Origin of the sequence: Proteiniclasticum ruminis (assembly GCF_900115135.1) — a bacterium.
Lineage (GTDB): Bacteria > Bacillota > Clostridia > Clostridiales > Clostridiaceae > Proteiniclasticum > Proteiniclasticum ruminis_A.
On sequence record NZ_FOVK01000010.1, the window covers coordinates 1 to 21,780 of the forward strand.

Annotated in this window: 22 protein-coding genes, 1 tRNA gene and 2 rRNA genes; 21 read left to right on the plus strand and 4 right to left on the minus strand. The window is 44.0% G+C overall.

From position 1 onward, the window contains the following. The 6 genes from BM243_RS11855 to BM243_RS11880 form a co-directional block, all read left to right on the plus strand. Positions 1 to 138: ribosomal RNA gene (locus BM243_RS11855) — 23S ribosomal RNA — on the plus strand; the annotation flags it as partial. Between the two features lie 74 nt (positions 139 to 212). Then, positions 213 to 330: ribosomal RNA gene (gene rrf, locus BM243_RS11860) — 5S ribosomal RNA — on the plus strand. A 7-nt stretch (positions 331 to 337) separates the two neighbouring features. After that, a tRNA-Phe gene (locus BM243_RS11865) sits at positions 338 to 413 on the plus strand. 307 nt (positions 414 to 720) lie between these two features. Beyond that, complete coding sequence (gene speD / locus BM243_RS11870; protein ID WP_074912574.1) at positions 721 to 1,527, plus strand: adenosylmethionine decarboxylase; 807 nt, start codon at positions 721 to 723, stop codon at positions 1,525 to 1,527. 10 nt (positions 1,528 to 1,537) lie between these two features. Further along, a complete protein-coding gene (speE, locus tag BM243_RS11875) occupies positions 1,538 to 2,395 on the plus strand; it encodes a polyamine aminopropyltransferase (RefSeq protein WP_074912575.1) in 858 nt (285 codons plus the stop codon). 117 nt (positions 2,396 to 2,512) lie between these two features. After that, on the plus strand, positions 2,513 to 3,124 hold the full coding sequence (locus BM243_RS11880) for a hypothetical protein (RefSeq protein WP_074912576.1): 612 nt from the start codon (positions 2,513 to 2,515) through the stop codon (positions 3,122 to 3,124). Between the two features lie 42 nt (positions 3,125 to 3,166). On the opposite strand, the gene BM243_RS11885 is transcribed toward BM243_RS11880, so the two are convergent. Continuing rightward, positions 3,167 to 3,634 (minus strand): peroxiredoxin, encoded by a 468-nt coding sequence (locus BM243_RS11885; RefSeq protein WP_074912577.1) that lies wholly within the window; start codon positions 3,632 to 3,634, stop codon positions 3,167 to 3,169. A gap of 162 nt (positions 3,635 to 3,796) precedes the next feature. Here BM243_RS11885 and BM243_RS11890 point away from each other — a divergent pair, with 162 nt between their 5' ends. Continuing rightward, positions 3,797 to 4,549, plus strand: coding sequence for a peptidylprolyl isomerase (locus BM243_RS11890; RefSeq protein ID WP_074912578.1), 753 nt, complete (start codon positions 3,797 to 3,799; stop codon positions 4,547 to 4,549). Between the two features lie 58 nt (positions 4,550 to 4,607). Here BM243_RS11890 and BM243_RS11895 read toward each other — a convergent pair whose 3' ends face one another. Further along, a complete protein-coding gene (locus BM243_RS11895; protein ID WP_074912579.1) occupies positions 4,608 to 5,267 on the minus strand; it encodes an HAD family hydrolase in 660 nt (219 codons plus the stop codon). Then, the gene (locus BM243_RS11900) at positions 5,260 to 5,799 is read right to left on the minus strand and encodes a phosphatase PAP2 family protein (RefSeq protein ID WP_074912580.1); all 540 of its coding nucleotides are present in this window, start codon (positions 5,797 to 5,799) and stop codon (positions 5,260 to 5,262) included. The genes BM243_RS11895 and BM243_RS11900 overlap by 8 nt, the downstream gene beginning before the upstream one ends. A gap of 143 nt (positions 5,800 to 5,942) precedes the next feature. Here BM243_RS11900 and BM243_RS11905 point away from each other — a divergent pair, with 143 nt between their 5' ends. From BM243_RS11905 to BM243_RS11970, 8 genes are all read left to right on the plus strand, one after another. Continuing rightward, positions 5,943 to 6,686, plus strand: a complete 744-nt coding sequence (locus BM243_RS11905) for a tRNA1(Val) (adenine(37)-N6)-methyltransferase (RefSeq protein ID WP_074912581.1) — start codon at positions 5,943 to 5,945, stop codon at positions 6,684 to 6,686. Next, the gene (rsmI, locus tag BM243_RS11910; protein WP_074912582.1) at positions 6,683 to 7,525 is read left to right on the plus strand and encodes a 16S rRNA (cytidine(1402)-2'-O)-methyltransferase; all 843 of its coding nucleotides are present in this window, start codon (positions 6,683 to 6,685) and stop codon (positions 7,523 to 7,525) included. Before BM243_RS11905 ends, rsmI begins: the two co-directional genes overlap by 4 nt. A gap of 113 nt (positions 7,526 to 7,638) precedes the next feature. After that, complete coding sequence (locus tag BM243_RS11915; RefSeq protein ID WP_074912583.1) at positions 7,639 to 8,217, plus strand: DUF1836 domain-containing protein; 579 nt, start codon at positions 7,639 to 7,641, stop codon at positions 8,215 to 8,217. 47 nt (positions 8,218 to 8,264) lie between these two features. Further along, a complete protein-coding gene (locus BM243_RS11920; RefSeq protein WP_074912584.1) occupies positions 8,265 to 8,408 on the plus strand; it encodes a YvrJ family protein in 144 nt (47 codons plus the stop codon). 154 nt (positions 8,409 to 8,562) lie between these two features. After that, positions 8,563 to 10,869, plus strand: a complete 2,307-nt coding sequence (locus BM243_RS11925) for an ATP-dependent DNA helicase (RefSeq protein WP_074912585.1) — start codon at positions 8,563 to 8,565, stop codon at positions 10,867 to 10,869. A gap of 114 nt (positions 10,870 to 10,983) precedes the next feature. Continuing rightward, a complete protein-coding gene (locus BM243_RS15065; protein ID WP_083422785.1) occupies positions 10,984 to 14,100 on the plus strand; it encodes an SH3 domain-containing protein in 3,117 nt (1,038 codons plus the stop codon). 45 nt (positions 14,101 to 14,145) lie between these two features. After that, a complete protein-coding gene (locus tag BM243_RS15135) occupies positions 14,146 to 14,283 on the plus strand; it encodes a hypothetical protein (RefSeq protein ID WP_207646197.1) in 138 nt (45 codons plus the stop codon). Next, the gene (locus BM243_RS11970) at positions 14,283 to 15,746 is read left to right on the plus strand and encodes a gluconokinase (protein WP_074912586.1); all 1,464 of its coding nucleotides are present in this window, start codon (positions 14,283 to 14,285) and stop codon (positions 15,744 to 15,746) included. The genes BM243_RS15135 and BM243_RS11970 overlap by 1 nt, the downstream gene beginning before the upstream one ends. A gap of 66 nt (positions 15,747 to 15,812) precedes the next feature. On the opposite strand, the gene BM243_RS11975 is transcribed toward BM243_RS11970, so the two are convergent. Next, positions 15,813 to 16,682 (minus strand): aldose 1-epimerase family protein, encoded by an 870-nt coding sequence (locus BM243_RS11975; RefSeq protein ID WP_074912587.1) that lies wholly within the window; start codon positions 16,680 to 16,682, stop codon positions 15,813 to 15,815. 133 nt (positions 16,683 to 16,815) lie between these two features. Here BM243_RS11975 and BM243_RS11980 point away from each other — a divergent pair, with 133 nt between their 5' ends. From BM243_RS11980 to alr, 6 genes are all read left to right on the plus strand, one after another. After that, positions 16,816 to 17,037, plus strand: coding sequence for a DUF1659 domain-containing protein (locus tag BM243_RS11980; RefSeq protein WP_074912588.1), 222 nt, complete (start codon positions 16,816 to 16,818; stop codon positions 17,035 to 17,037). A gap of 13 nt (positions 17,038 to 17,050) precedes the next feature. Continuing rightward, complete coding sequence (locus tag BM243_RS11985; RefSeq protein ID WP_074912589.1) at positions 17,051 to 17,257, plus strand: DUF2922 domain-containing protein; 207 nt, start codon at positions 17,051 to 17,053, stop codon at positions 17,255 to 17,257. Between the two features lie 161 nt (positions 17,258 to 17,418). After that, positions 17,419 to 18,402 carry a YihY/virulence factor BrkB family protein gene (locus BM243_RS11990; RefSeq protein ID WP_177213518.1) on the plus strand — a complete coding sequence of 328 codons (984 nt, stop codon included), beginning with the start codon at positions 17,419 to 17,421 and terminating at the stop codon, positions 18,400 to 18,402. A gap of 167 nt (positions 18,403 to 18,569) precedes the next feature. Continuing rightward, complete coding sequence (gene acpS, locus BM243_RS11995; RefSeq protein ID WP_242943556.1) at positions 18,570 to 18,944, plus strand: holo-ACP synthase; 375 nt, start codon at positions 18,570 to 18,572, stop codon at positions 18,942 to 18,944. A gap of 4 nt (positions 18,945 to 18,948) precedes the next feature. Further along, complete coding sequence (locus BM243_RS12000) at positions 18,949 to 20,493, plus strand: bifunctional ADP-dependent NAD(P)H-hydrate dehydratase/NAD(P)H-hydrate epimerase (RefSeq protein WP_074912592.1); 1,545 nt, start codon at positions 18,949 to 18,951, stop codon at positions 20,491 to 20,493. Positions 20,494 to 20,608: 115 nt separating this feature from the next. Beyond that, positions 20,609 to 21,775 carry an alanine racemase gene (gene alr / locus BM243_RS12005; protein WP_074912593.1) on the plus strand — a complete coding sequence of 389 codons (1,167 nt, stop codon included), beginning with the start codon at positions 20,609 to 20,611 and terminating at the stop codon, positions 21,773 to 21,775. Positions 21,776 to 21,780: the final 5 nt, after the last annotated feature.

The window sequence follows — 21,780 nt, forward strand, 5'->3', positions numbered from 1 at the left end:
TGAAGCCTACCCTAAGATAAGATTTCCCATGACGTAAGTCAGTAAGATCCCTTGAAGAACACGAGGTTGATAGGTGAGAGGTGTAAGTGCAGTAATGTATTCAGCTTACTCATACTAATAGATCGAGGGCTTAATCAAAAAAAGAACAACTTAAATTCTTTACAATCTCTGTATGCAGTTTTGAAAGATGCAGATCTTTCTAAAACCACATATCTGGTGTCTATATCTCTGAGGGTTACACCCGTTCCCATTCCGAACACGACGGTTAAGCCTCAAGGAGCCCATGATACTGCAGGGGAAGCCCTGTGGGAAAGTAGGTCGTCGCCAGATGTACCATGGCTTCATAGCTCAGTTGGTAGAGCAGTAGACTGAAAATCTACGTGTCCTTGGTTCGATTCCGAGTGAAGCCACCACAAAAAACCACATCGTCTGATGTGGTTTTTTTGTGCTTTCAGAAGCTGTTTCCGACGCGAATCAAGAAACACAAAGGCTCCCCAAAAAGTATTTTTTAAAATGAGAAAAAAGACCTCAAAAAGTTTAGTTATACTAAACAAAATACTTGATAAAACTTAACGGAAATATATTGACAGTGAGGCAATCCTCTTGTAAACTCTATCCTAGAGCATTTTTTAAATGAAGAGAAATCACATCTGTAATTTCAATTTTACTTTTGAAGTGCACTGAAATAGTTCAAATTTTGCCGCCAGGAAGGGGAATAAAATGGCAGACAAACTAAAACTGTATGGATTCAATAACCTAACAAAGACGCTGAGTTTTAATATCTATGATTTCTGTTATGCGAAGACAGAAAAAGAGCAAAGCGAGTATGTAGACTATATCGATGAGATGTACAATTCGGAGAGACTTACTAAAATCCTCTGTGATGTGACGGATATGATTGGGGCGAACGTACTTAATATCTCCAAACAGGATTATGATCCTCAAGGAGCAAGTGTAACAATACTTATTTCAGAAGAGCCTTTGGCTGAGCGCCATGTGGATCCTTCCTGCAACTTAGGACTGAGTCTTTATGAGAAACGTGACAGTGTGGTGGGGCATCTTGATAAGAGTCACCTGACTGTTCACACCTATCCGGAGTATCATCCTGATAAATCCATTGCAAGTTTTAGAGTGGATATCGAAGTATCCACCTGTGGTAAGATTTCACCCTTGAATGCGCTGGATTATCTTATCGGAAGCTTTGATTCTGACATCATTTCCATAGACTACCGGGTGAGAGGATTCACTCGGGATGAAGACGGCAGAAAGTTCTTCATCGATCATGATATCCGGTCCATCCAGGACTATATCAAGGAAAAGACCTTAGAAGCTTATGATGCACATGACATTAATATGTATCACGCTAATATTTTCCATACGAAGATGCTGATCAAGGAGCTGAATCTTCAAAACTATCTTTTCAGAAATGACATCAGAGAATTCACGCCAAAAGAACGTTTGGAAATATCCAGCAACCTCAGAAAAGAAATGATCGAGATCTACAGCGGAAGAAATATATATGATTAAGGAGGTTCCCATGGAACTTTGGTATACAGAAAACCACAGCAAAGAAGCGAAATTTTCCATCAAGGTGGAAAAGCAGCTCTATTCCGGACAAAGCGACTTTCAGAGAATGGATGTCTTTGAAAGTAACGAATTTGGCAGATTTTTTACACTAGATGGACTTGTGATGATTACAGAAAAAGATGAGTTCATTTATCATGATATGATTGTTCACGTGCCTATGGCTACAAATCCCAAGATCAGGAATGTGCTTGTCATCGGTGCCGGGGATGGTGGAACAGTTCGTGAGCTTACCAGATACGCACATTTGGAAAATATTGACATGGTGGAGATCGACCAGATGGTTGTGGATATCTGCCGTGAGTACTTTCCAAACTCCACCAGCGGACTGGATGATGAGAGGGTGCACCTATATTTTGAGGACGGACTGAAGTTTGTTCAGGAAAAGAAGAATGCGTATGATCTGATCATCGTGGACAGCACGGATCCTATAGGTCCAGGAGAAGGCCTCTTCACACGGGAGTTCTACAAGAACTGTTACGAAGCACTCACAGAAGATGGAATCTTGGTGAACCAGCATGAGAGTCCGTTTTACGAAGAGTACCAGAGAGCCATGAAGCGTTCTCATAAGAGAATTCATGAATTTTTTCCGGTGGCAAGAGTTTACCAGGTGCACATTCCTACCTATGCTTCAGGTCACTGGCTCTTTGGATTTGCATCCAAATCACTGGACCCGGTGAAAGATCTTAAAGAAGAGTGGTGGAACAGTCTTGGACTGGAAACAGGATACTATAACACCGACATCCACAGCGCAGCATTTGCACTGCCAAATTATGTTAAAAAGCTTCTTCAGGAAGCAGTAGAAGAATAGGATGAAGGAGGGAGCATGTAATGCTTCCTTTTTTAGATTCAAAGTTAAAATTTTCTAAAATCAGACACAGACAGGCTGCTTTCTGTTATGATAAAGAAAAATTTCTGGAGTGATTTTGTGAAGTATACAGTTGATGGCATTGAGTTTACCATTTTAAACAAGAGTTTTCATAGCATCTTTGATGGGCTCTACGGAGGAAATCAGCACTTGTCGACAAAAGCCCTGGCAAAATATGGATGCGGATCTGTGACGCTCAATAATTTCGTGGCGTATAAAGAAGGAAAGAGTTACGTACGGGAAGAGCTGATTAAAGATCAGAACGAGATGTTCCGGAAATATCTATTGGGACCCACCACAGCGCTGCGGTTCAAACTGGCAGCCCACTGGTATTATATGAGACAAGGAAAGAGTATCCGAGTGAACATCATCCATAGCTTTTTAGGCGGTAATTTTGGCCTCCGAAGAATCATGCTGGAAATCAAGAGAAATATTGATAGAGACAATCCTGTGCCCCTCATCGTTGGACTGAAGCTGAAAAAAGGGTATCGGGAAGGTCTGTACAACCACTGGGTCACTGTGACGGGATATGCAGACCACTTTAAGGTTCTGGTATCGAATAATGGAAAAAGAGAGGTCCTTGATCTGAAGGAGCTTTCAGAAAAAAGGATGTTTGTGGCAACTGCAGCGATCCGCATTCTAGAAGAAAATCAAAAGGAAGAGATTTCATGACGAAATCTCTTCCTTTAAATTTCATTTCATTTGCTGCTACCCTTATTTCTCGAGGCTGTTCAGAAAATCTCTAATTTCCTCACCATGTCCTTCAGCTTTGACCTTGCGGTTTTCATAGATGATGGTTCCTTTTTCATCAATGATAAAGGTGCTTCTGGCGATTCCAATGGATTTTTTTCCGTACATATTTTTTTCTTTCAGCACATCATACAAGGTGCATACGGTGCTTTCTGTATCAGACAAAAGTACAAATGGAAGTCCCAGCTTATCAATGAACTTGTCATGAGAATCCAGGGTATCTCTTGAAATGCCTAGAACTACTGCATTCTCTTTTTGATAATCATCATGATTGTCTCTAAAACTCTCTGCTTCCAAAGTGCATCCTGGCGTGTTGTCTCTAGGATAGAAATAAAGAATCACTTTTCTTCCCAGATAGTCAGAGAGAGAATGCTCCTTGCCGTCAGAACCCATGAGTGTGAAGCCGGGTGCTTTTTCGTTTAGTTTAACCATAGTACAAACTCCTTTCAGTTCAAATCTATGATTCATAGTATAGTGAAAAACTATGAACTGGCGGTTAAGAAATCCCGATACAGGCTATTTTTCACCTTATGGTTTCAACTCCTTGGAGAAATATGTTAAGATAGAAAAGAATTCACTTTAAAGGAGTATAGTATGGAGAACAAAGTACTTGCCACAGTAAATGGCATAGACATTACAGACGAAATTCTGGACACAACAATACAGTCACTGGCACCTGAAAGAAGGGGCTATTTTGAATCAGAATATGGCCGTAAGCAGCTCTTGGATCAGCTCATCAGTGTAGAGCTCATCAATGCATTCGGAACTGAGATTGGACTGGATAATGATCCACAGTTCATGTCACAGGTTGAGCAGGCACTAAAAGACATCAAGTACAGCTTTACCATGAATAAGATTCTAAGCACCATCACCATTGAAGAAGATGAAGCCAAGGAAGTATATGCTGCTCATCCTGAAAGATATCAGGGTCAGGAAAGCATCAAGGCCAGCCATATTCTTGTGGATGACGAAGAGATTGCGAAGGGTCTGATCTCAAAGATTGAATCCAGTGAGCTGACTTTTGAGGATGCGGCGAAGGAGTATTCCAGCTGTCCATCCAGTGAGCAAGGAGGAGACCTGGGAGAATTCGGAAGAGGCATGATGGTGAAGGAATTCGAAGATGCAGCTTTCGCCATGGAAGTTGGAGAAATGACCAAAGAGCCTGTGAAGACACAGTTCGGCTATCATGTGATCAAGACCACAGATAAAAAAGGAAATGAGCCTCTGGGCTTTGAAGAAGTGAAGTCTGAAGTGATGAATAAGATGCTCCAGGACAAGCAGATGGAGTATTATACAAAGCTCATCACTGAGCTTCAGGAGAAGTTTCCAGTAACATACAATAAGTAGAATAACAAACACCCCACCTTCAAGCAGTTTGAAAGTGGGGTGTTATTCATTAATAGGGTTATATCAAATGTGGCAGGAGTTCTCCAAAGTGATGGATGTAATGATGGCAAGTGCCTAAAATCTCCTCCATCTTGTCTTCAGAAAACTTATCATGGACTCCAAAGACCAGCATGCCTGCTTTCTTTGCGCCAATCATTGCTGCAGGAATGTCTTCAAAGACAGCAATCTCACGTGGGTTCAGTCCAAGATTCTTTGCCGCCAGCAGATAGACATCGGGTTCAATCTTTGTTTTTCCAGCCATGTCTGTGGTGACAATGGTATCAAAATACTGAGCGATGCCTTTGGAATGAATGGTTTCTTCCAAGAGCTCTTTTGAGGAGCTGGTGGCAATGGCCATACGGATTCCTTTCTTTTTTAGAGCCTCAAGAAACTCTAGGGCATGATCTTTCAGCAGGACATGATGGATGTATTCGTGTCTTGCCATGGTGTTCCAGTGGTTTTTGATATCCTCCACGGACTCAGGCAGCATGAATTCTCTCTTGAAAAACTCTGCCGTTTCATGGAAGCTGAGATGAGAAATTTTACCCATGAGCTCTTCCGGCAGAAGATTGATGCCTCTCTCACGGATGAAGTCCTCATCGATCTTTCTCCATACCCACATGGAGTCGATGAGGGTGCCGTCCATATCGAATATTACACCTTTTATTTCATTAAACAACAATAATTACCTCCCGAATAATATGTATGAGCACAGCATAGCTGCTGCCGATGATTCCTCCAACAATCACATCAGATGGATAATGTACCCCAAGATAGACCCTGGAGATGGCCACAAGAAGTGCAAGAATCAGGTACACAGAAGATGCGATATTGCCCTGGGTGACTAAGGCTGAAGTCACGGCCAGAGAAAAAGCCGCAGTGGTATGACCTGAAGGAAAGGAGAACTGATCCACACCAATTCGTAAGCTTTTTAGCTCAATGAGTGTTTCAAATGGCCGTTTTCTTCGGATGCTGTTTTTCATGATCCCAACGGTCAGACCCGACAAGATGAGGGCCACCGCAGCATAGAGCGCAAAAGACTGGACGGTGGAAACCGGCAGGATGGCAAAGGCCAGAATGAACCCGATGGCAAACACATCAGATCCTAGATATGTGACAGCGATGAAGAAATAATCCAGCACCTTGTGTTTCAAATACCGATTGATATAGAGGATGACACGCTCATCCCAAGCTTTTATTTTTTCTATCATAAGAACCTCGCATGAAATACTGACTAAAACTTATTATACCTTATTATTTCTCTTCAGAATACCGCCCCTCTTTCCTTATTTCTTGTATAAAGAGAATGGAGAGGATAAAATGAAAGAAGTACAAAAGGAAGTGAGGAGAACAGATGTCATTTGTAAAACCGGGAGAGACTGTGGAGGATCTTAATCTACAGGGGCTTAGAATCATTCAGAAAGAAAAAGGCTTTCGCTTTGGAGTGGATGCTGTGCTGCTCTCTGACTTCGCTCAGGTCCGAAAAAAAGACAGGGTCATGGACTTCTGCTCAGGAACTGGAATTGTGCCTATTCTTCTATATGGGAAGACAGAAGCGGGAGAGATCCATGGTCTGGAGATTCAAGAAGAGTTTGCAGAGATGGCAGAAAGAAGCATCATACTGAATGGAATAGAAGAGAAAGTGAAGATGCATCTGGGAGATCTCAAAGATCGGAATCTGTTGAAGACTTTAGGACATTTTCATGTGGTCACAGCCAATCCCCCTTACAAGAAGGTGAACAGCGGCATCCTCAATGAGGAAGATGCATTAACCATTGCAAGACACGAGGTAGCAGTGACGCTGGAGGAGCTGATAGAAGCCGCTAGGACAGCCTTGAAAGACCAAGGAAGGCTGTATATGATCCATCGTCCGGAAAGACTGGCGGATATAATCTCACTCATGAGAAAATATAGAATTGAGCCTAAACGGATCCGATTGGTTTATCCGAACACCAAAAAGCCTCCGACGATGGTTCTCATCGAAGGTGTCAGAGATGGTGGTGCGTTTCTCAAGGTAGAAGCCCCTTTATTTATTTATGATGATGAAGGAAATTATTCAGAAGAAATCCGAAGAATTTATGGAGATGAAAGAAGATGAGCAAGCTATACATTGTACCTACACCCATTGGAAATTTAAAGGATCTTTCCTTCAGAGTGCTGGAAGTGCTTCAGGAAGCAGACCGCATCGCCTGTGAGGACACCAGGGTCACTTCAAAACTTCTGAACCGCTATGAAATCAGAAAACCTCTGCTCAGTTATCGTGAACATAACGAAATGGGTGTGTCTGAAGAGATTCTGGATAAGGTCGAAAGCGGGGAGACCATTGCACTGGTTTCAGATGCAGGGATGCCTGGAATATCAGATCCAGGATCAGTGCTTGTCAGAAAGGCCATCGAAAGAGGGATCGAAGTGAATGTGCTTCCAGGTCCTTCAGCACTGATTAATGCACTGGTGTCCTCTGGTCTTGACACATCTAGATTCACCTTCATCGGTTTTTTGGATAAAGCCAGGAAAAAGAAGCGGGATGAACTCCTGAAGTACCGGGATCGTGAAGAGACACTGATACTTTATGAAGCACCCCACCGAATCCTGGATACATTGGAGGCGGTCCAGGAGGTGTTTGGTGAAAGAAAGGTTTCATTGTCCAGAGAACTGACCAAGCTTTATGAAGAGCATCAGAGGGGAACGGTTCAAGAAGTGCTGGAAACATATAAAGACAGGACACCCAAAGGGGAATTTGTTCTTGTTGTGGAAGGAATGAGTCAGGAAGCACAGCAGATGGAAAAAGAAAGTCTGTATGCGCATCTTACCATAAAGGAGCATCTGCTTCAGTTCATTGAAAATGGGATGAGTAAAAAGGATGCTGTGAAAGTGGTGGCGGACTTAAGAGGGATGCCGAAAAAAGAAGTCTATAAAGAAAGCCTGGAGCTGGAATGATATAAACAACAGAAATGCAGTAAAGTAAAAATTGGACTTAAAAACTCTTTGCTATATGGTATTAAATAACTTATAATAGAGTTAAATACCATGAATGTAAAGGAAGTGAATCCATGTTCGATCCACAGAACAAAGCTTCTCTCAGTATTGAGGACTCTGTAAAATCCAAGGCCATCAACAGTATCATGTCTTTGGACGCTTTTCCGAAGTATGACCTTTTTCTCTCTCAAGTCATCGAGTTCATCGAAGATCTTATGAATGATGATACCTATACCATCAATATCATTCAGAATTATATCAAGAGCGAGGTCATTGCCAAACCATATCAGGGCAAAAAGAAAGGGTATACGAAGCTTCATCTGATTCAGCTGGTTTTTGTGAGCTACATGAGGCCAGTGTTGAGTACAGATGAAATCAAGAAGGTTTTCCGCCTTGCGTTCAATGACATCAACAATAGGGAAGATGATATTATTTCCTGGGAAACAGCCTATGAGCTCTTCTATGAGATCATCAATGACCAGGCGAATAATCCCAATACAATGATCATGGATGAAGAAAGGCTAAGAAGTATTGTGGCGAAGCTTCATATTAGAGATGAGGATAAAGAAAGAATATTTGTCTTCATTTCTGTGCTTGCCCTTGTTGCTCAAGCGAGTTTCATCAAAAATACAGCAAAGAGGCTTTTGGATTAATCAGCTATTTCGATCATTTCTGCATAGTTCAGTTAGGGGTGATTGATGTGGATGTTTTACTGGAAGCTGCAGCTAATGTTGGTTTTCCGATGGTTGTGTCCATTTATCTTCTTACAAGAATTGAAGGGAAAATGGAGAATCTGACGGTCAGTATCAACAAATTGACAGGAGCACTGGAAAAAACCACCTAAAATTCCATGGAAATCAAATTAAACAGGAGAAAGCCTCAGAGAGAATCTGGGGCTTTTTTCAATTCTCTCAAGGTTTTTGGCACCCACAAGTTGAACTGCAGTAAATAGTGCTATAATCAGTGTATACGTAACGAATGAAACCGGGAGTCAATCAATGGAAATCAAGATATCTGTCAGAAACTTAATTGAATTTGTGCACCGTTATGGTGATATCATCTCTTCGAGTATGGGATCCAGTCCAAGCCGTATGGAAGAGGGAACCCGGGCACATGTAAAGATCCAGAAGCAGAGACAGAAAGAAGATGCTTCTTATGAGAAAGAAAGGTATTTCAAATATTCTGTGCAAAAAGAGGACATGATGTTCATTGTAGATGGGCGTGCGGATGGAATCGTTCCACGTTCCTATATCGAAGAGATCAAATCCACCTACATGCCATTGGAAGAACTGACAGAGGAGTATAATTTTCTTCATTGGGCTCAGGTGATGTTCTATGGATTTATGCATATGGAGGAAGAGGAGCTGGAAGAGATCCTACTTCTTCTTACATATCATAATTTGGAAACTGAAATCTCCAGGACCTTTGAAAGAAGATATACCATACAGGAACTTAAGACATTTGTAGATCAGACCATAGAAGAGTATCTCAAATTCGTCAGAGAAGATATCCACTGGAAAGAAGAAAGAAACAGGTCTTTGAAGTCTCTAGGATTTCCTTTCAGCCGGTACCGTGAAGGTCAGAGGGATCTTGCCGTGGATGTGTACCGTACCATGCGTCAGGGTGGAAAGCTCTTTGCAAAAGCCCCCACCGGAATTGGGAAGACCATCTCTACATTGTTCCCTGCTGTGAAAGCGTTGGGAGAAGGTGAGGCGGATAAAATCTTTTACCTCACCGCGAAAGGAACACTGAAAACTGTTGCGGAGGAGACCATGTCTATCCTTGAGAAAAAAGGGGGACAGGTAAAATTTCTGACTCTGACGAGTAAAGAGAAGATCTGCATCAACGATGAAGTGAACTGTCATCCAGACCATTGTGAAATGGCAAAGGGCCACTATGACAGGGTAAACGACTGTATATTGGCCATTCTGAAAAAAGAGAAGCGCTATACAAAAGAGATGATTGTTGCTTATGCCAAGGAATATCGGGTATGTCCCTTTGAACTGTCTTTGGACCTTGCCTATTTCAGTGACCTCATCATAGGCGATTACAATTATGTGTTTGATCCTAGGGTTTATCTTAAAAGATTTTTTTTGGACGTGAAAGAAAATTACATTTTTCTTGTGGATGAGGCGCACAATCTGGTGGATCGGGCCAGAGACATGTACTCCGCTGAGCTTACCAAGGAGCTGCTGATGGAAGCAAAAAAAGCTGCGGACAAGTACAGCTATCTGAAAAGACCTCTGAAGAAGATCAATGAAAAGTTCATTGATATGCGAAAAGCACTGGAGGAAAGAGGAGGAAAGCATACCTATTTTGGTGTTTCAGACGATCTTGTTTTTCTTCTTAAAGATTTTCTGCAGGGATTTGAGATTTTTCAGAAAGAAGTGCAGGAGGAGTTTGAAGGTAGAGAGAAGATTGTGGACTTCTTTTTCGCAGTAAACACCTTTCTCAATATCTCAGAGCTTTATGATGAAGGGTATGTGACCTATGAAGAAACCTATGGAACCAATGTGAGAATCAAACTCTTCTGTGTGGACCCAAGAGATGTGCTGGTAGAGGTGTTCAAGAGGGCCAAAGCGTCGGTGCTGTTTTCTGCGACTCTTTCGCCTATGAATTACTATTTCGATGTTTTAGGTGGTGAGGAAGGGGACTTTAGGCGAACCCTTCGGTCTCCCTTTGACAAAGAGAAGCTTCGGGTGTTCCTTGATGCTGCGGTGGATACTAGATTCTCCAAACGAGAAGACAGTTATACCGCCATTGCCGAGAACCTGGAACGGATGGCTTCAAAGAAGAAAGGGAATTATATCGCATTTTTTCCTTCCTATAAATATATGAGAGATGTGTATGAGGCTTATGAAGAGAAGTATGGCGGAACTCATGAAGTGTATATTCAGGAACCGAGCCTGACGGAGAAAGAGCGGGAAGATGTATTGGGGCTATTTTATCAGGAGAGAGAGAAGAGTTTTCTTGCGTTCATGGTCCTTGGCGGTATTTTTTCCGAAGGGATTGACCTGCAGGGAGAGGCACTTGTCGGTGCGTCGGTTGTTTCTGTAGGGTATCCTCAGGTGTCTTATGAAAGGGATCTTATAAAAGAATACTTTTCTAAGGAGAACTGCGGATTTGAGTATGCCTATATCTATCCGGGTATCAACAGGATTCTGCAGGCTGCTGGAAGAGTCATCCGTTCTGAGGAAGATGAGGGGATGGTTCTTCTTATGGATCTCAGATATAACTGGGCTCAATATAAAAAACTGCTGCCTGAGGAGTGGCTTCCTCTTCTGCCTTGGGCTGAATTTAAGTAAGGATTCCCAGGGCCAATTGTGAAATATTTTTAATACAGTTTAATTTATTGACACAACTTATGAAATAATTATAACATATAGTAGAAATCAAAATGAAATCAAAGGAGGTCGAGTATGTTAAGCAAAAAGACAAAGAAGGTTCTTTTGCAGACAGGAATTGCACTGACCATCAGTTTATCGTCGTTAGCTTTACCCTCACATGTGATGGATTTCACAGTTGAGGCAGCAATCGTCAACTCACAGACTGGAAAACTGACTGTAACCGCGTTTTCCTTATGGGCATATAACGCACCTGACTGGAATGCAAAAACGAGAACTTATAGTAATGGAACAACGTTTGATGTGGTGGAAAAACATTCGATTGATGGCAGAGAAATGTATAAGCTCTCCAACGGTCTCTATATAAGTGCAAACCCTGCTTATGTGAAGTTTGAAGCAGCAGGTGCTTCTCAGACACCTTCTGCACCCTCAGCGCCAGCTCAGACTGCAGGTGACACTCGAGAGACCACAGCCAACCTCAATATGAGGGAGAGCGGAACACTCAATGCCAGAATTCTTTTGACCATTCCAAAAGGCACAAGAGTAAAGATTGAGAGTCTTTCAGGTGTATGGGCAAAAGTTTCCTATGGTGGCAGAACTGGGTATGTCAGCACCAATTATCTGAAAGCGGTCACTGTGTCTTCACCTGTAACTACTCCACCTCAGACCGGAGTACCCGAAACGCCTTCAACGCCAGCGGCTGGGACTGATGTAAGAAAGACAACCGCAAATCTTAATATGCGCAGTGGCGCAGGAACTAATAATTCAATATTACTTACCATACCCAAAGGAACCTCTCTGACTGTGGAGAGTCAGTCCAGCGGATGGGCCAAGGTATCATACGGAGGGAAAACAGGATATGTTTCCACAAGCTATCTGCAAGCGGTAAGCACTACTCCAGCACCTGCCCCAACTCCGACTCCAACCCCACCAACCTCAGGGGAACAGGACACAAGAAAAACCACAGGAAATCTCAATATGAGAACTGGACCTGGAACGACAAGCAGTGTCATCCGCGTCATACCAAGTGGAACAACACTTACCGTAGAAGCACTGAGTGGCACTTGGGCTAAGGTGAGCTATGCGGGAAGCACAGGATATGTTTCCACCAATTATTTGGAAAAAGTTGCTGTCAGTCAGCCATCCACACCTACGAACCCGAATCCGGGACCTGTTGTAGGAACAGATGAGCGGGAAACAACTGCAAATCTGAATCTCAGAAGTACAGCCAGCGTAAGTGGCAGAATCATCCTTACCATGCCAAAAGGCAGTAAGGTGACAGTTCTTAGTGAGAGCAATGGCTGGGCAAAGCTCAGGTATAATGGAACAGAAGGATTTTCTTCTACCAGTTATTTAAAGAAACTTGCTGCAGCGCCGGCACCAACGCCAACTCCAGAACCGACACCAACGCCGGATCCTACGCCAACGCCGGATCCTACGCCAACGCCGGATCCTACGCCAACGCCGGATCCTACGCCAACGCCGGATCCGACTCCAACCCCACCGGTTGAAGTGCCTGTGACAGAGAAAGACCAAAGAATCATCACTGGAAATCTCAACATGAGAGAAGCTGCCGATGGTGCATCAAAGGTGCTGACGGTTCTGCCGAAGGGGACCATTGTTACAGTGGAAGCTCTTACAGGAAAATGGGCGAAGATTACTTATAATGGAATGGTAGGGTATGCTTCCACTAATTATATGAGCCCTTATACAGCGCCACCATCAACCGAGACACCTCCTGCAGAGAAGGATGTGCGTCAGACCACCTACAACCTCAATATGAGAGTGGGACCTGGAACAAGTCATGGGATTATACTGACGATTCCTAAGGGAACACAGCTGACCATAGAAGCACTTGAAGGCTCCTGGGCGAAAGTGACCTATAATGGGAAGACGGGATATGTATCCGTGGACTACCTGACAAAGGTGCTTTCACCAGCACCACAGCCACCGGCTCCTGAAGTTCCTGCCGTAGACACTGTGCTGAAGATCGAAGGTCCTACAGGAACAAAAGAGTACGCAGATCAGACCATCTCCGGATATCTATTGACCAAAGGAACCCTTCAAAGCATCAGTATTTCAGTCAATGGCATCACCATTGGAAATGCCACACTGAATCAGAAGCGGGATGATCTTCTGGCGTCACATGCAGAATATCCAAATGCTTCTTCAGCAGGATTCAGTCTGTCAGTAAATAAAGATGTTTTTGTCAATGGTACCAATACAGTAAAAGCAACAGCCAAGCTGTCCGATGGCAGCAGCACCTCCCAGTCCATCTCCTTCACCTACAACAGACCAACCTTTGACCCGGTTGGTGTTTTGGACAACAAAGATGTGGTGAATTATAAGAATGAGGATATCAAAGTGTCCGGATACGCGAAGATTGCTACAGGCGTGAAAAATGTCAGGGTTTATCTGAACGGAAGAGTTCAAGGCACAGCGGTATACGGCAAGCCAAGAACCGATGACGGGAATGCCAACACTGGATATGAATACCTCATCCGAAGAAATAACCTCTTCCCTGGTGAGAACACACTGCGTGTGGAAGTCACCGGAAACGGTGGAGAGAAACTGGAGTTCACTAAGGTCCTGAAGGTAGAGAAGATTCCTACCATCGTCATTGATGCCGGACACGGCGGAAAAGACCCTGGAGCAAGGGGTGTTCTCAATGGAAGCTATGTCTATGAAAAAGTGTATGTGCTGCAGTTTGCCTTAGCCCTGGAAGCAGAACTGAAGGCAGCAGGATACAACACCATCATGACAAGAAATAATGATACTTTCATCGAACTGAATGAAAGGGCAAGAATTGCCAACGCAGCCCATGCGGATCTGTTCTTCAGTATCCATCATGACTACAACAGCAATCCGAGCTCAAAGGGTGCCTTCCTCATTTATCCATCTACAAAAGTAACAAGCATCTCTGAGTCTACACTGAAGGAAAGTGTGGATGTGGCTTCTGCCATTAAGCAGTCCTTCATTGCCATGGGATTCCAGGATAGAAGAAATGGAACCGACAGCAGCATTTCCGGCCATACACTGGCAGTGCTGAGGCAGACAGAAATGCGTTCTGTGCTTTCTGAAATTGGATATATGAGCAATGCAGAAGATCTTTCCAAAATAACAGATCCTGTGTTCCAAAAGGCCATGGCCAAGGGAATCGCAGATAAAATCCGAGCGTATTTCGGATACTGATTTAATTTTTCAGCCTCTTGCTTCTTAGCAAGGGGCTATTTTTTTGTGTCCATACCGGTGATTGCACAATCTCTCATGGTGCGGTATGCTTCAGGTGATGAGGAAAAATACGGAGAAAAAATCGTGACTTCCCTGAGAAATGCTTTTGGTGGTCATGAGGTCCATAAAAAGGATGTTAAGTGATGAAATATTATATTGGTGCAGATATTGGCACCACCAGCACAAAAGTAGTGCTTTTTGATGAAGCGCTCCAAAATATTGACTCCATAAGTAGAGGGTATGATACCTATCATAGCCAAGCGTACTATGCAGAGCAGGATCCGGAAGAGGTGTATGAAAGCCTTCTTCAAGCGCTGGAAGATCTCATGGAAAGACATGAGGAGAAGAGAGAGCATGTGGCTTATATGGCTTTTTCCAGTGCCATGCATAGCCTGATTCTCATGGATGAAAAAGATCAGCCGCTGACAAAAAGCATACTCTGGTCTGACAGCCGCGCTGAAGAACTTGTGAAGGAGTTTAAGAAAAGAGGGGATGCAGAAGCTTTTTACCAGAAAACAGGTACGCCCCTTCATCCCATGAGCCCATTTTTTAAACTGCTTTGGTTTGAAAAGAATACGGACCTTTTGAAAAAAACCAAGAAGGCCATTGGCATCAAAGAGTTCATCATGAGAAGACTCATTGGAGAATATGTGGTGGACTATTCCATAGCCTCCGCCACAGGGCTTTTTCATCTTCAGAACCTGGTCTTTGATGAGGAGATTCTCAAGGAGATCTCCATGGTGCCTTCGCAGTTTTCAAGGCCAGTGGATGTGGAGGAGATGTTTTCAGTGAGCACTCCAGAAGCTCTTTCAAGAACGAAACTGCCCTTAAGCTGCAAGGTTCTCATTGGCGGGTCCGACGGCTGCCTTGCAAATCTTGGCGGGGAGGTGACAGAGCCTTATGAGGCTGCGGTGACCCTTGGCACCAGCGGTGCGGTGAGGATCACCTCTGACAGGATTCTTCTCCATCCGGAGGGGAAAACCTTCTGCTATTATCTCAGGAAGGGGCAGTATGTCCTGGGGGGAGCAGTGAATAACGGAGGAAATATTCTGGCTTATCTCAGCGGTCTCTTTTATGAGCATCCGGATCATTTTTACAGAGAGCTTTCCCAAAATCTATTAGAATCTAAACCAGGTGCAGAGGGGATCATTTTTGTTCCCTACCTTTATGGAGAGCGGGCTCCTTATTATGATGGCCATCTTTTTGCAGGTTTTGTCGGAATCACACCCAGGGCAGGAAAAAAGCATTTCATCCGTGCTGCGGTGGAAGGAATCTTCTACAATCTGAAGGAAGTGCTGGCAGAGCTTGAAAGGCTTCATGGGAAGGTAAGACGCCTTAAAGTGTCTGGCGGAGTCTTTGAGAACCAGGAGATGGTTAAAATTCTTGCTGAAGTCATGGGACGTGAAGTGCAAAGAGTGGATGCAGCCGGCAGCTCTGCTTTGGGGGCTGTCCGTCTGGGTGGAGCAGCCATAAGGCTGAACACGAAGAAGATGGAGATGGTTTTGCCGGGTGAAGAGGTTTTTCTGTATGAAGAGAACTTCAAAAGGTATCAGAAAATCACCAAAGCTGTGGTTCGTCTCAAATATCTCTTGGATGAGGAAGACTGACAATCATAAACTATATGAAAAAAGCGGTGCACAGTCCTTTTTTGGGGACCGGCGCCGCTTTTGTGTTTATCGGATTTCAATGGTATAGGAGAAGGTTCTGGATTCGTTTTGGTCTAGAAGGACATTATCTTCTTTCTCTACATAGTCCCCCTGGAACCCTTCATAATCCGCATGTCCTGCCCAAGGCTCCAAACAGAGGAACGGTGCATCATCGTCGGTGGTCCAGATGCCAAGAAAAGGAAATTCCTTGAAATGGAAACGGACAGCGCCTTCATTTGTGGAAGACTCCAAAGAGACATAAGAGGATTCAAGATTCTGGAAGATCAGGGCATCTTCCTTGAAAAGGCTCTTTTGGAGAGGGATTCTGGAAGCTTTCTCCATGAAAGGTGTTTTTGGCTTTTTCAGGAGTCCGGTTTCGATATTGATGGGAACCCGTTCAAGATGCTCCTCCTTTTCAAAGACCAGAGCATAGTCTGTGAACTGGCCATCCTTATGGAAAGGGACCCAGAAAGCGGGGTGTGCACCAACAGAATAGGGCATTACTTCACTGCCTCTGTTCTCCACCTGATAGGAGATGGTCAGGGCGGTGTCTTTTAAGGTATAGATGACCCGGAATAAAAAATCAAAGGGATAAAGGGACTTTGTTTTTTCGCTGGAGATGAGATCAAATACCAAGGTATCTTCATCCTGAGAGGTTACCTGAAACTCCATGTTTCTGGCAAAGCCGTGCCGTTTCTGAGGATAGTCCTTGCCCTCATGACGAAGCGTGGAATCCTGAAGCATCCCAATGACAGGAAACAGATGGGGAGCGGTATAGCCCCAGTATCTTTCATCTCTCATGAGGTATTCGGTTCCCTTGGTGTCTTTTAGAGAAATCAGTTCAGCGCCTGTGGTTAAAAAGGTTGCGGTGAGGTGTTCATTTTTAAGTTCTAGCATAGAAGACTCCTTTTTTCTCAATTGATATTATCTTCAGTATAGCATCTGGTGTAAATTTTATTCACTTTTTTCAAAAAAGCTTTGCTCTTTTTGACTAAACTGCATAATTCAGTAGTGAAAGGGGTTGGTAAATATGACAGTATCACAAGAACTACAGACCAAGGAGCTTATTCTTACCTTTACGAGGCTGAACGACCAGGGGAAGAATGTGGGGGAACTGAGAAGAATCAAAAACTTCAAGGTTACTGCTCTCGCAGAAGACATTCATGAGGTGGCTATGCTCATTGCGGATCTTTCTGAACAGACCTTTGAAGGGGTTTCAGTTCAGGAAACCAGCAAAATTCAATTAGTGTAGGAGGTAAGGCAGTATGAACACATTAACCATGACATTCCTGACAAAAGAAGGCAAGAAGTGGAACTTGAGACTTCCAAAGGTCCGTGAGGATATTTTGGATGAGGAGGTGGAGGCGCTCATGAGTGCCATCATTTCCAAGAATGTTCTCTTTGACGGAGAGAAGGAGCTGGTGGACATCGAGTCAGCATCCATCAACCGTGAAGAGGAACTCATCGCATAATTCTGTTAAAGGGCTCTTGAATCCGGAAATCCGGATTCAAGAGCCTTTTTTCGTTCATGTCTTTTTCTCCTTTTGTTTACGGAAGAGAAAGATGGAAAGGACGTATCTGTAGTATAATGGAACTATATTTTCGTGATTCTGGAAAAAAAGGAAGTGAAAAGATGAAGAAAGTTATAGATTTCATCCTGGGATTCATTAAAAAAGTAGGTGCAGACGAGAGCATGGTCTATGCATACAGACTGACCTATGGGCTTCTTCTGTCCATTTTTCCATTTCTGATTTTCCTTTTATCCGTGATTGCTTACCTGGGTCTGGATGCGGGATATATTCTTAATCTCATGGAGAATTCACTGCCCAAAGAGATTTATGAGCTCATCAGCGGTCCGGTGCTGGATCTGGTTCTGGTTCAGAGGGGGAGCCTTCTGACAGCATCGATCTTTGCAGCGGTTTATACAGCGTCTGGAGGTTTCCGGGCTTTTATGATTGCCATGAACCGGGCCATGGATTTTAAGGAGGACCGCAATATTATAAAGAAGTATGTGGTATCCTTCCTCTGGGTGGTGCAGCTGGCCTTTGCCATCCTAGTGGCTTTGGTCGGTATTGTTTTTGGCAGAACGATTCTCAACATCATCTCCAGTTATTTCCCTCATTTTCCCACCGAAGGATTCATAACCCTCATCAGAATACTTCTGCCTGTAGGGCTCATATTGGGGATTCTCATTCTAGCCTATATGTTTATTCCGGTGAAAAGCATCCGGTTCAGATATGCGTATCCCGGTGCGGTGTTTTCCACACTGGTCTGGATTTTGGCTACTCTGGGATTCCAGTACTACATTAATAATTTTGCCAATTACTCCAGGTTCTATGGCACTTTAGGTGCGGTCATCGGTCTTCTTCTTTGGCTTCTGCTCACATCCAGCATCATGGTTCTGGGGGCTGAACTCAATGCGTATCTTATTATATACAGAAAGGTGGAACGGCCTTATCTTCGCAGCATCAGGGACTGGAGACGAGGGAGAATGAACAGGAAACCAGAAAAGAAAGAGGACGTACATGAATCCGCTCCCTTAAGCAGAACAGAAGGGAAATTTCAGAAACTGAAAAATCAGTTGGAGTCTTCAGAAGAGAGTGAAGCCAATGACTGATCCTTGGACCCGGGATGCCGGGTCTTTTTTATTGGAGTTTTCCATGGAACGCTCTACGATGCTCATGGGTTTATGAACTTTTTGAGAATAATTTTCCGCTATGGAGAGAGAATGCTACTTTCATGAACTTTGAAACGATATAATGATAGAAATGAAAGGTGGGAGAAATGATGATTCTAGGTTCTGGTGTCGATATTATTGAGATTGAGCGGGTAGCGAAGACCTTCTCCACAAGAAAGAAAAAAGAACGTGTCTTTACGTCGAAGGAGATCGAGCGCATTGGTGAGCTCAATAAAGCAAGTCTAGCTGGATGTTTTGCAGCAAAAGAAGCCTGTTCTAAAGCTTTAGGCACAGGAATCAGAGGCATTTCTTTTGTGGAGATGGAAGTTCTGAAAGATGAGCTCGGAAAACCGTATTTCAATATGGAGCTTCTATCTCCACACCTGAAGAGAGTGTATGGAGATAAAAAAATGGCAGTACATCTTTCTTTGTCCCATGACAAGGAAAGAGCCATTGCCATGGTCATTATTGAGGAGGTCTGAACATATGGAGATTATGGATGTCAAAACCTTACGGTCCATGGATGAGAGAGCCATCACAGAATATGGGATACCGGGAATCCTCCTCATGGAGGCAGCAGCCTCTTCTTTACTGCGCCATATCAATCCTTCTTTGTCCTATGCGGTGATCCTATGCGGGCGCGGAAATAATGGTGGCGATGGCATTGCTCTAGCCATTAAACTGTTTCAGATGGGCAAAGAGGTGGATCTTTATCTTCTGGATGATGCGGATAAAATCAATGGAGATGCATCTGTATTTTATCAGATGGCACAGAACATGGAAATCCCAATGACGATACTCAAGGAAGAGGAGGACCTTTGGAGTTTTCAGGAGGCCCTTGGTGATGCGGATCTTATTGTGGATGCAGTATACGGCACAGGGTTTCACGGAGAAATGCCTCCCTTCCTAGGCCTTGTCATTGACATGGTCAATGAGTATCAGGAGAAAGTCATGGCGGTGGATGTTCCGTCAGGCCTACTGCCTGATCAAGGGACTCCTTCTCCTTATACGGTTCAAGCAAACAGAACTGTGACTTTTGAAGCATATAAGAAAGGTTTTTTTTCCTATGAGGCCATGCCATATCTTGGAGAGGTCCTTTTAGAATCTGTGGGTATACCAAAGAAGCTGAAAGCTGAAATGACACAGTCCACATATTTTGTTACGGAAGAAACTGCATGTGCTCTTCTTCCCAGAAGAATAATTACCGGTCATAAGAACACCTACGGAAGAGTCCTTGCAGTGGCTGGATCACAAGGCTTCACGGGTGCGGCCATGCTGAGTGTGGATGCTGCGGTTTCCTCAGGCTCCGGATTAGTGGTCCTTACTTCCTTTGATGAAACCTTAGGAATCCTTGTACCGCGGCTCACGGAAGTTATGAGCCTTCCTCTGGAAAAACTGGAAAGTGGGGTGCGCAGTGCCCAGGCGGTAGCCTTTGGACCAGGTCTTGGACAGCATCGGGATGTGTACAAAATGCTCTTAAGGACGGTAAAAACACTTCAGGAAGAAAAAGAAAGCCGAAAAACACTGGTGCTGGACGCCGATGGCCTTCGGGCGATGGTGGGAAAATGTGATCTTTTTGAAGAGATGTCTTTTCCTGTGATCATTACGCCTCATCCAGGAGAGATGTCCATTCTTTCCGGTGTTTCCAAAGAAGAGCTGGAGAAAAACAGGCTGGAAACTGCGGTATCCTTTGCGAAAAAACATGGGGTTGTGGTGGTGCTGAAGGGATATTATACCGTAGTCACCGATGGGGAAAGGACCTATGTGAACTCCACAGGGTCTTCGGCCATGGCCCAAGGGGGAATGGGAGATGTGCTTACAGGCATCATCGCTTCCTTTGCAGGTCAAGGGCTTCATCCCCTTGATGCAGCCGTCCTTGGGGTATATATCCATGGGGCCATCGGGGATGAGCTGTCGCAAACGAGATATACAGTGAAACCCAGCGAAGTGGTGGAGAACATACCCAAGTATCTGAAAAAGCTGTTGGATAAAACCATTGTCAGAGAAAGGGTATCCAAAGCTGATGTGTAAAATATCCGCAGAAATGGATGAAACATCATTGAGACCTATGATAAGATAGAAGATGGATTTATTTTTAGGTGGAAGTGGAACTTCCGCTTACATCACAGGGAGGATACTGAGCTTGATGTTTACCGAAAAGCTGCGTCCAGTATGGGCGGAAATCAATCTGGATCATTTGGCATATAATGTAAGAAATATAAAAAAACTTGTTGGAAACAGCCGTCTTATTGCCATTGTGAAAGCGGATGCTTATGGGCATGGTGCAGTAGAGGTGGCAAAAACCATGCTGGACAATGGAGCGGATGCTTTTGGTGTCGCCATCGCAGGAGAAGCTCTAGCTCTCAGGAAAAGCGGAATCAGCGAAGACATCATTGTGATGAGCTATACACCCCCTGTTTTTTATGAGGAGGCAGTCAAAGAAGACTTGACACTTCATATGGTAAATTATGACGATGCGGTGATTCTTCATGAGGAGGCACTGAGGCAGGGGAAAAAAGCAAAGGTGCTGATTTCTCTTGATACAGGTATTGGACGTCTTGGTTATTCTCCAGAGAAGGATGGAACGGATGAAATCATAAAAATCAGCCAGTTGGAAGGTCTTTTCATGGACAGCATCTACACGCATTTTGCGGCTTCCGATGAAGAGGATAAGAGCCTTACGTACAGACAGCTTGAAAAGTACAATAGAGCCATGGAAGAACTTCGAGAGCAAGGAGTTCATTTTTTGCATGAACATGTGGCCAACAGTGCGGCCATCGTCGACCTTAAGGAGACGTATCTTGAAAGTGTCCGTCCAGGGATCATTCTTTATGGATATCATCCTTCCCATGAGGTAAGAAAAGAAAATCTATCCCTGAAACCGGTCATGAGCCTCAAAGGAACCATTGCGCAGCTGAAGACGGTGCCCAGAGGAACAGGGATCAGTTACGGACACCGCTTTGTAACAGAGCGGGAAGAAACAAAGATTGCAACCATTCCCATTGGATATGCGGATGGCTATTTCAGAAATCTTTCTGGCAAAGCGAAAGTCATTGTGCATGGTGTACTCTGTCCCCAGGTGGGGTCTGTCTGCATGGATCATATCATGGTGGACGTGACCGAAGTTCCGGATGTGAAGCGTCTGGATACTGTAACGCTCATGGGAGAAGAAGGCAGTGTGGTCTTTAATGCCGATGATATGGCAAGGATTCTTGGTACCATTAATTATGAGATTACTTGTGCTGTTTCAAAAAGAGTACCCAGGGTCTACCTCAGTGAGGGGAAAGAGATTCAAAGTAAAGTTTATGTGTAGGAGAA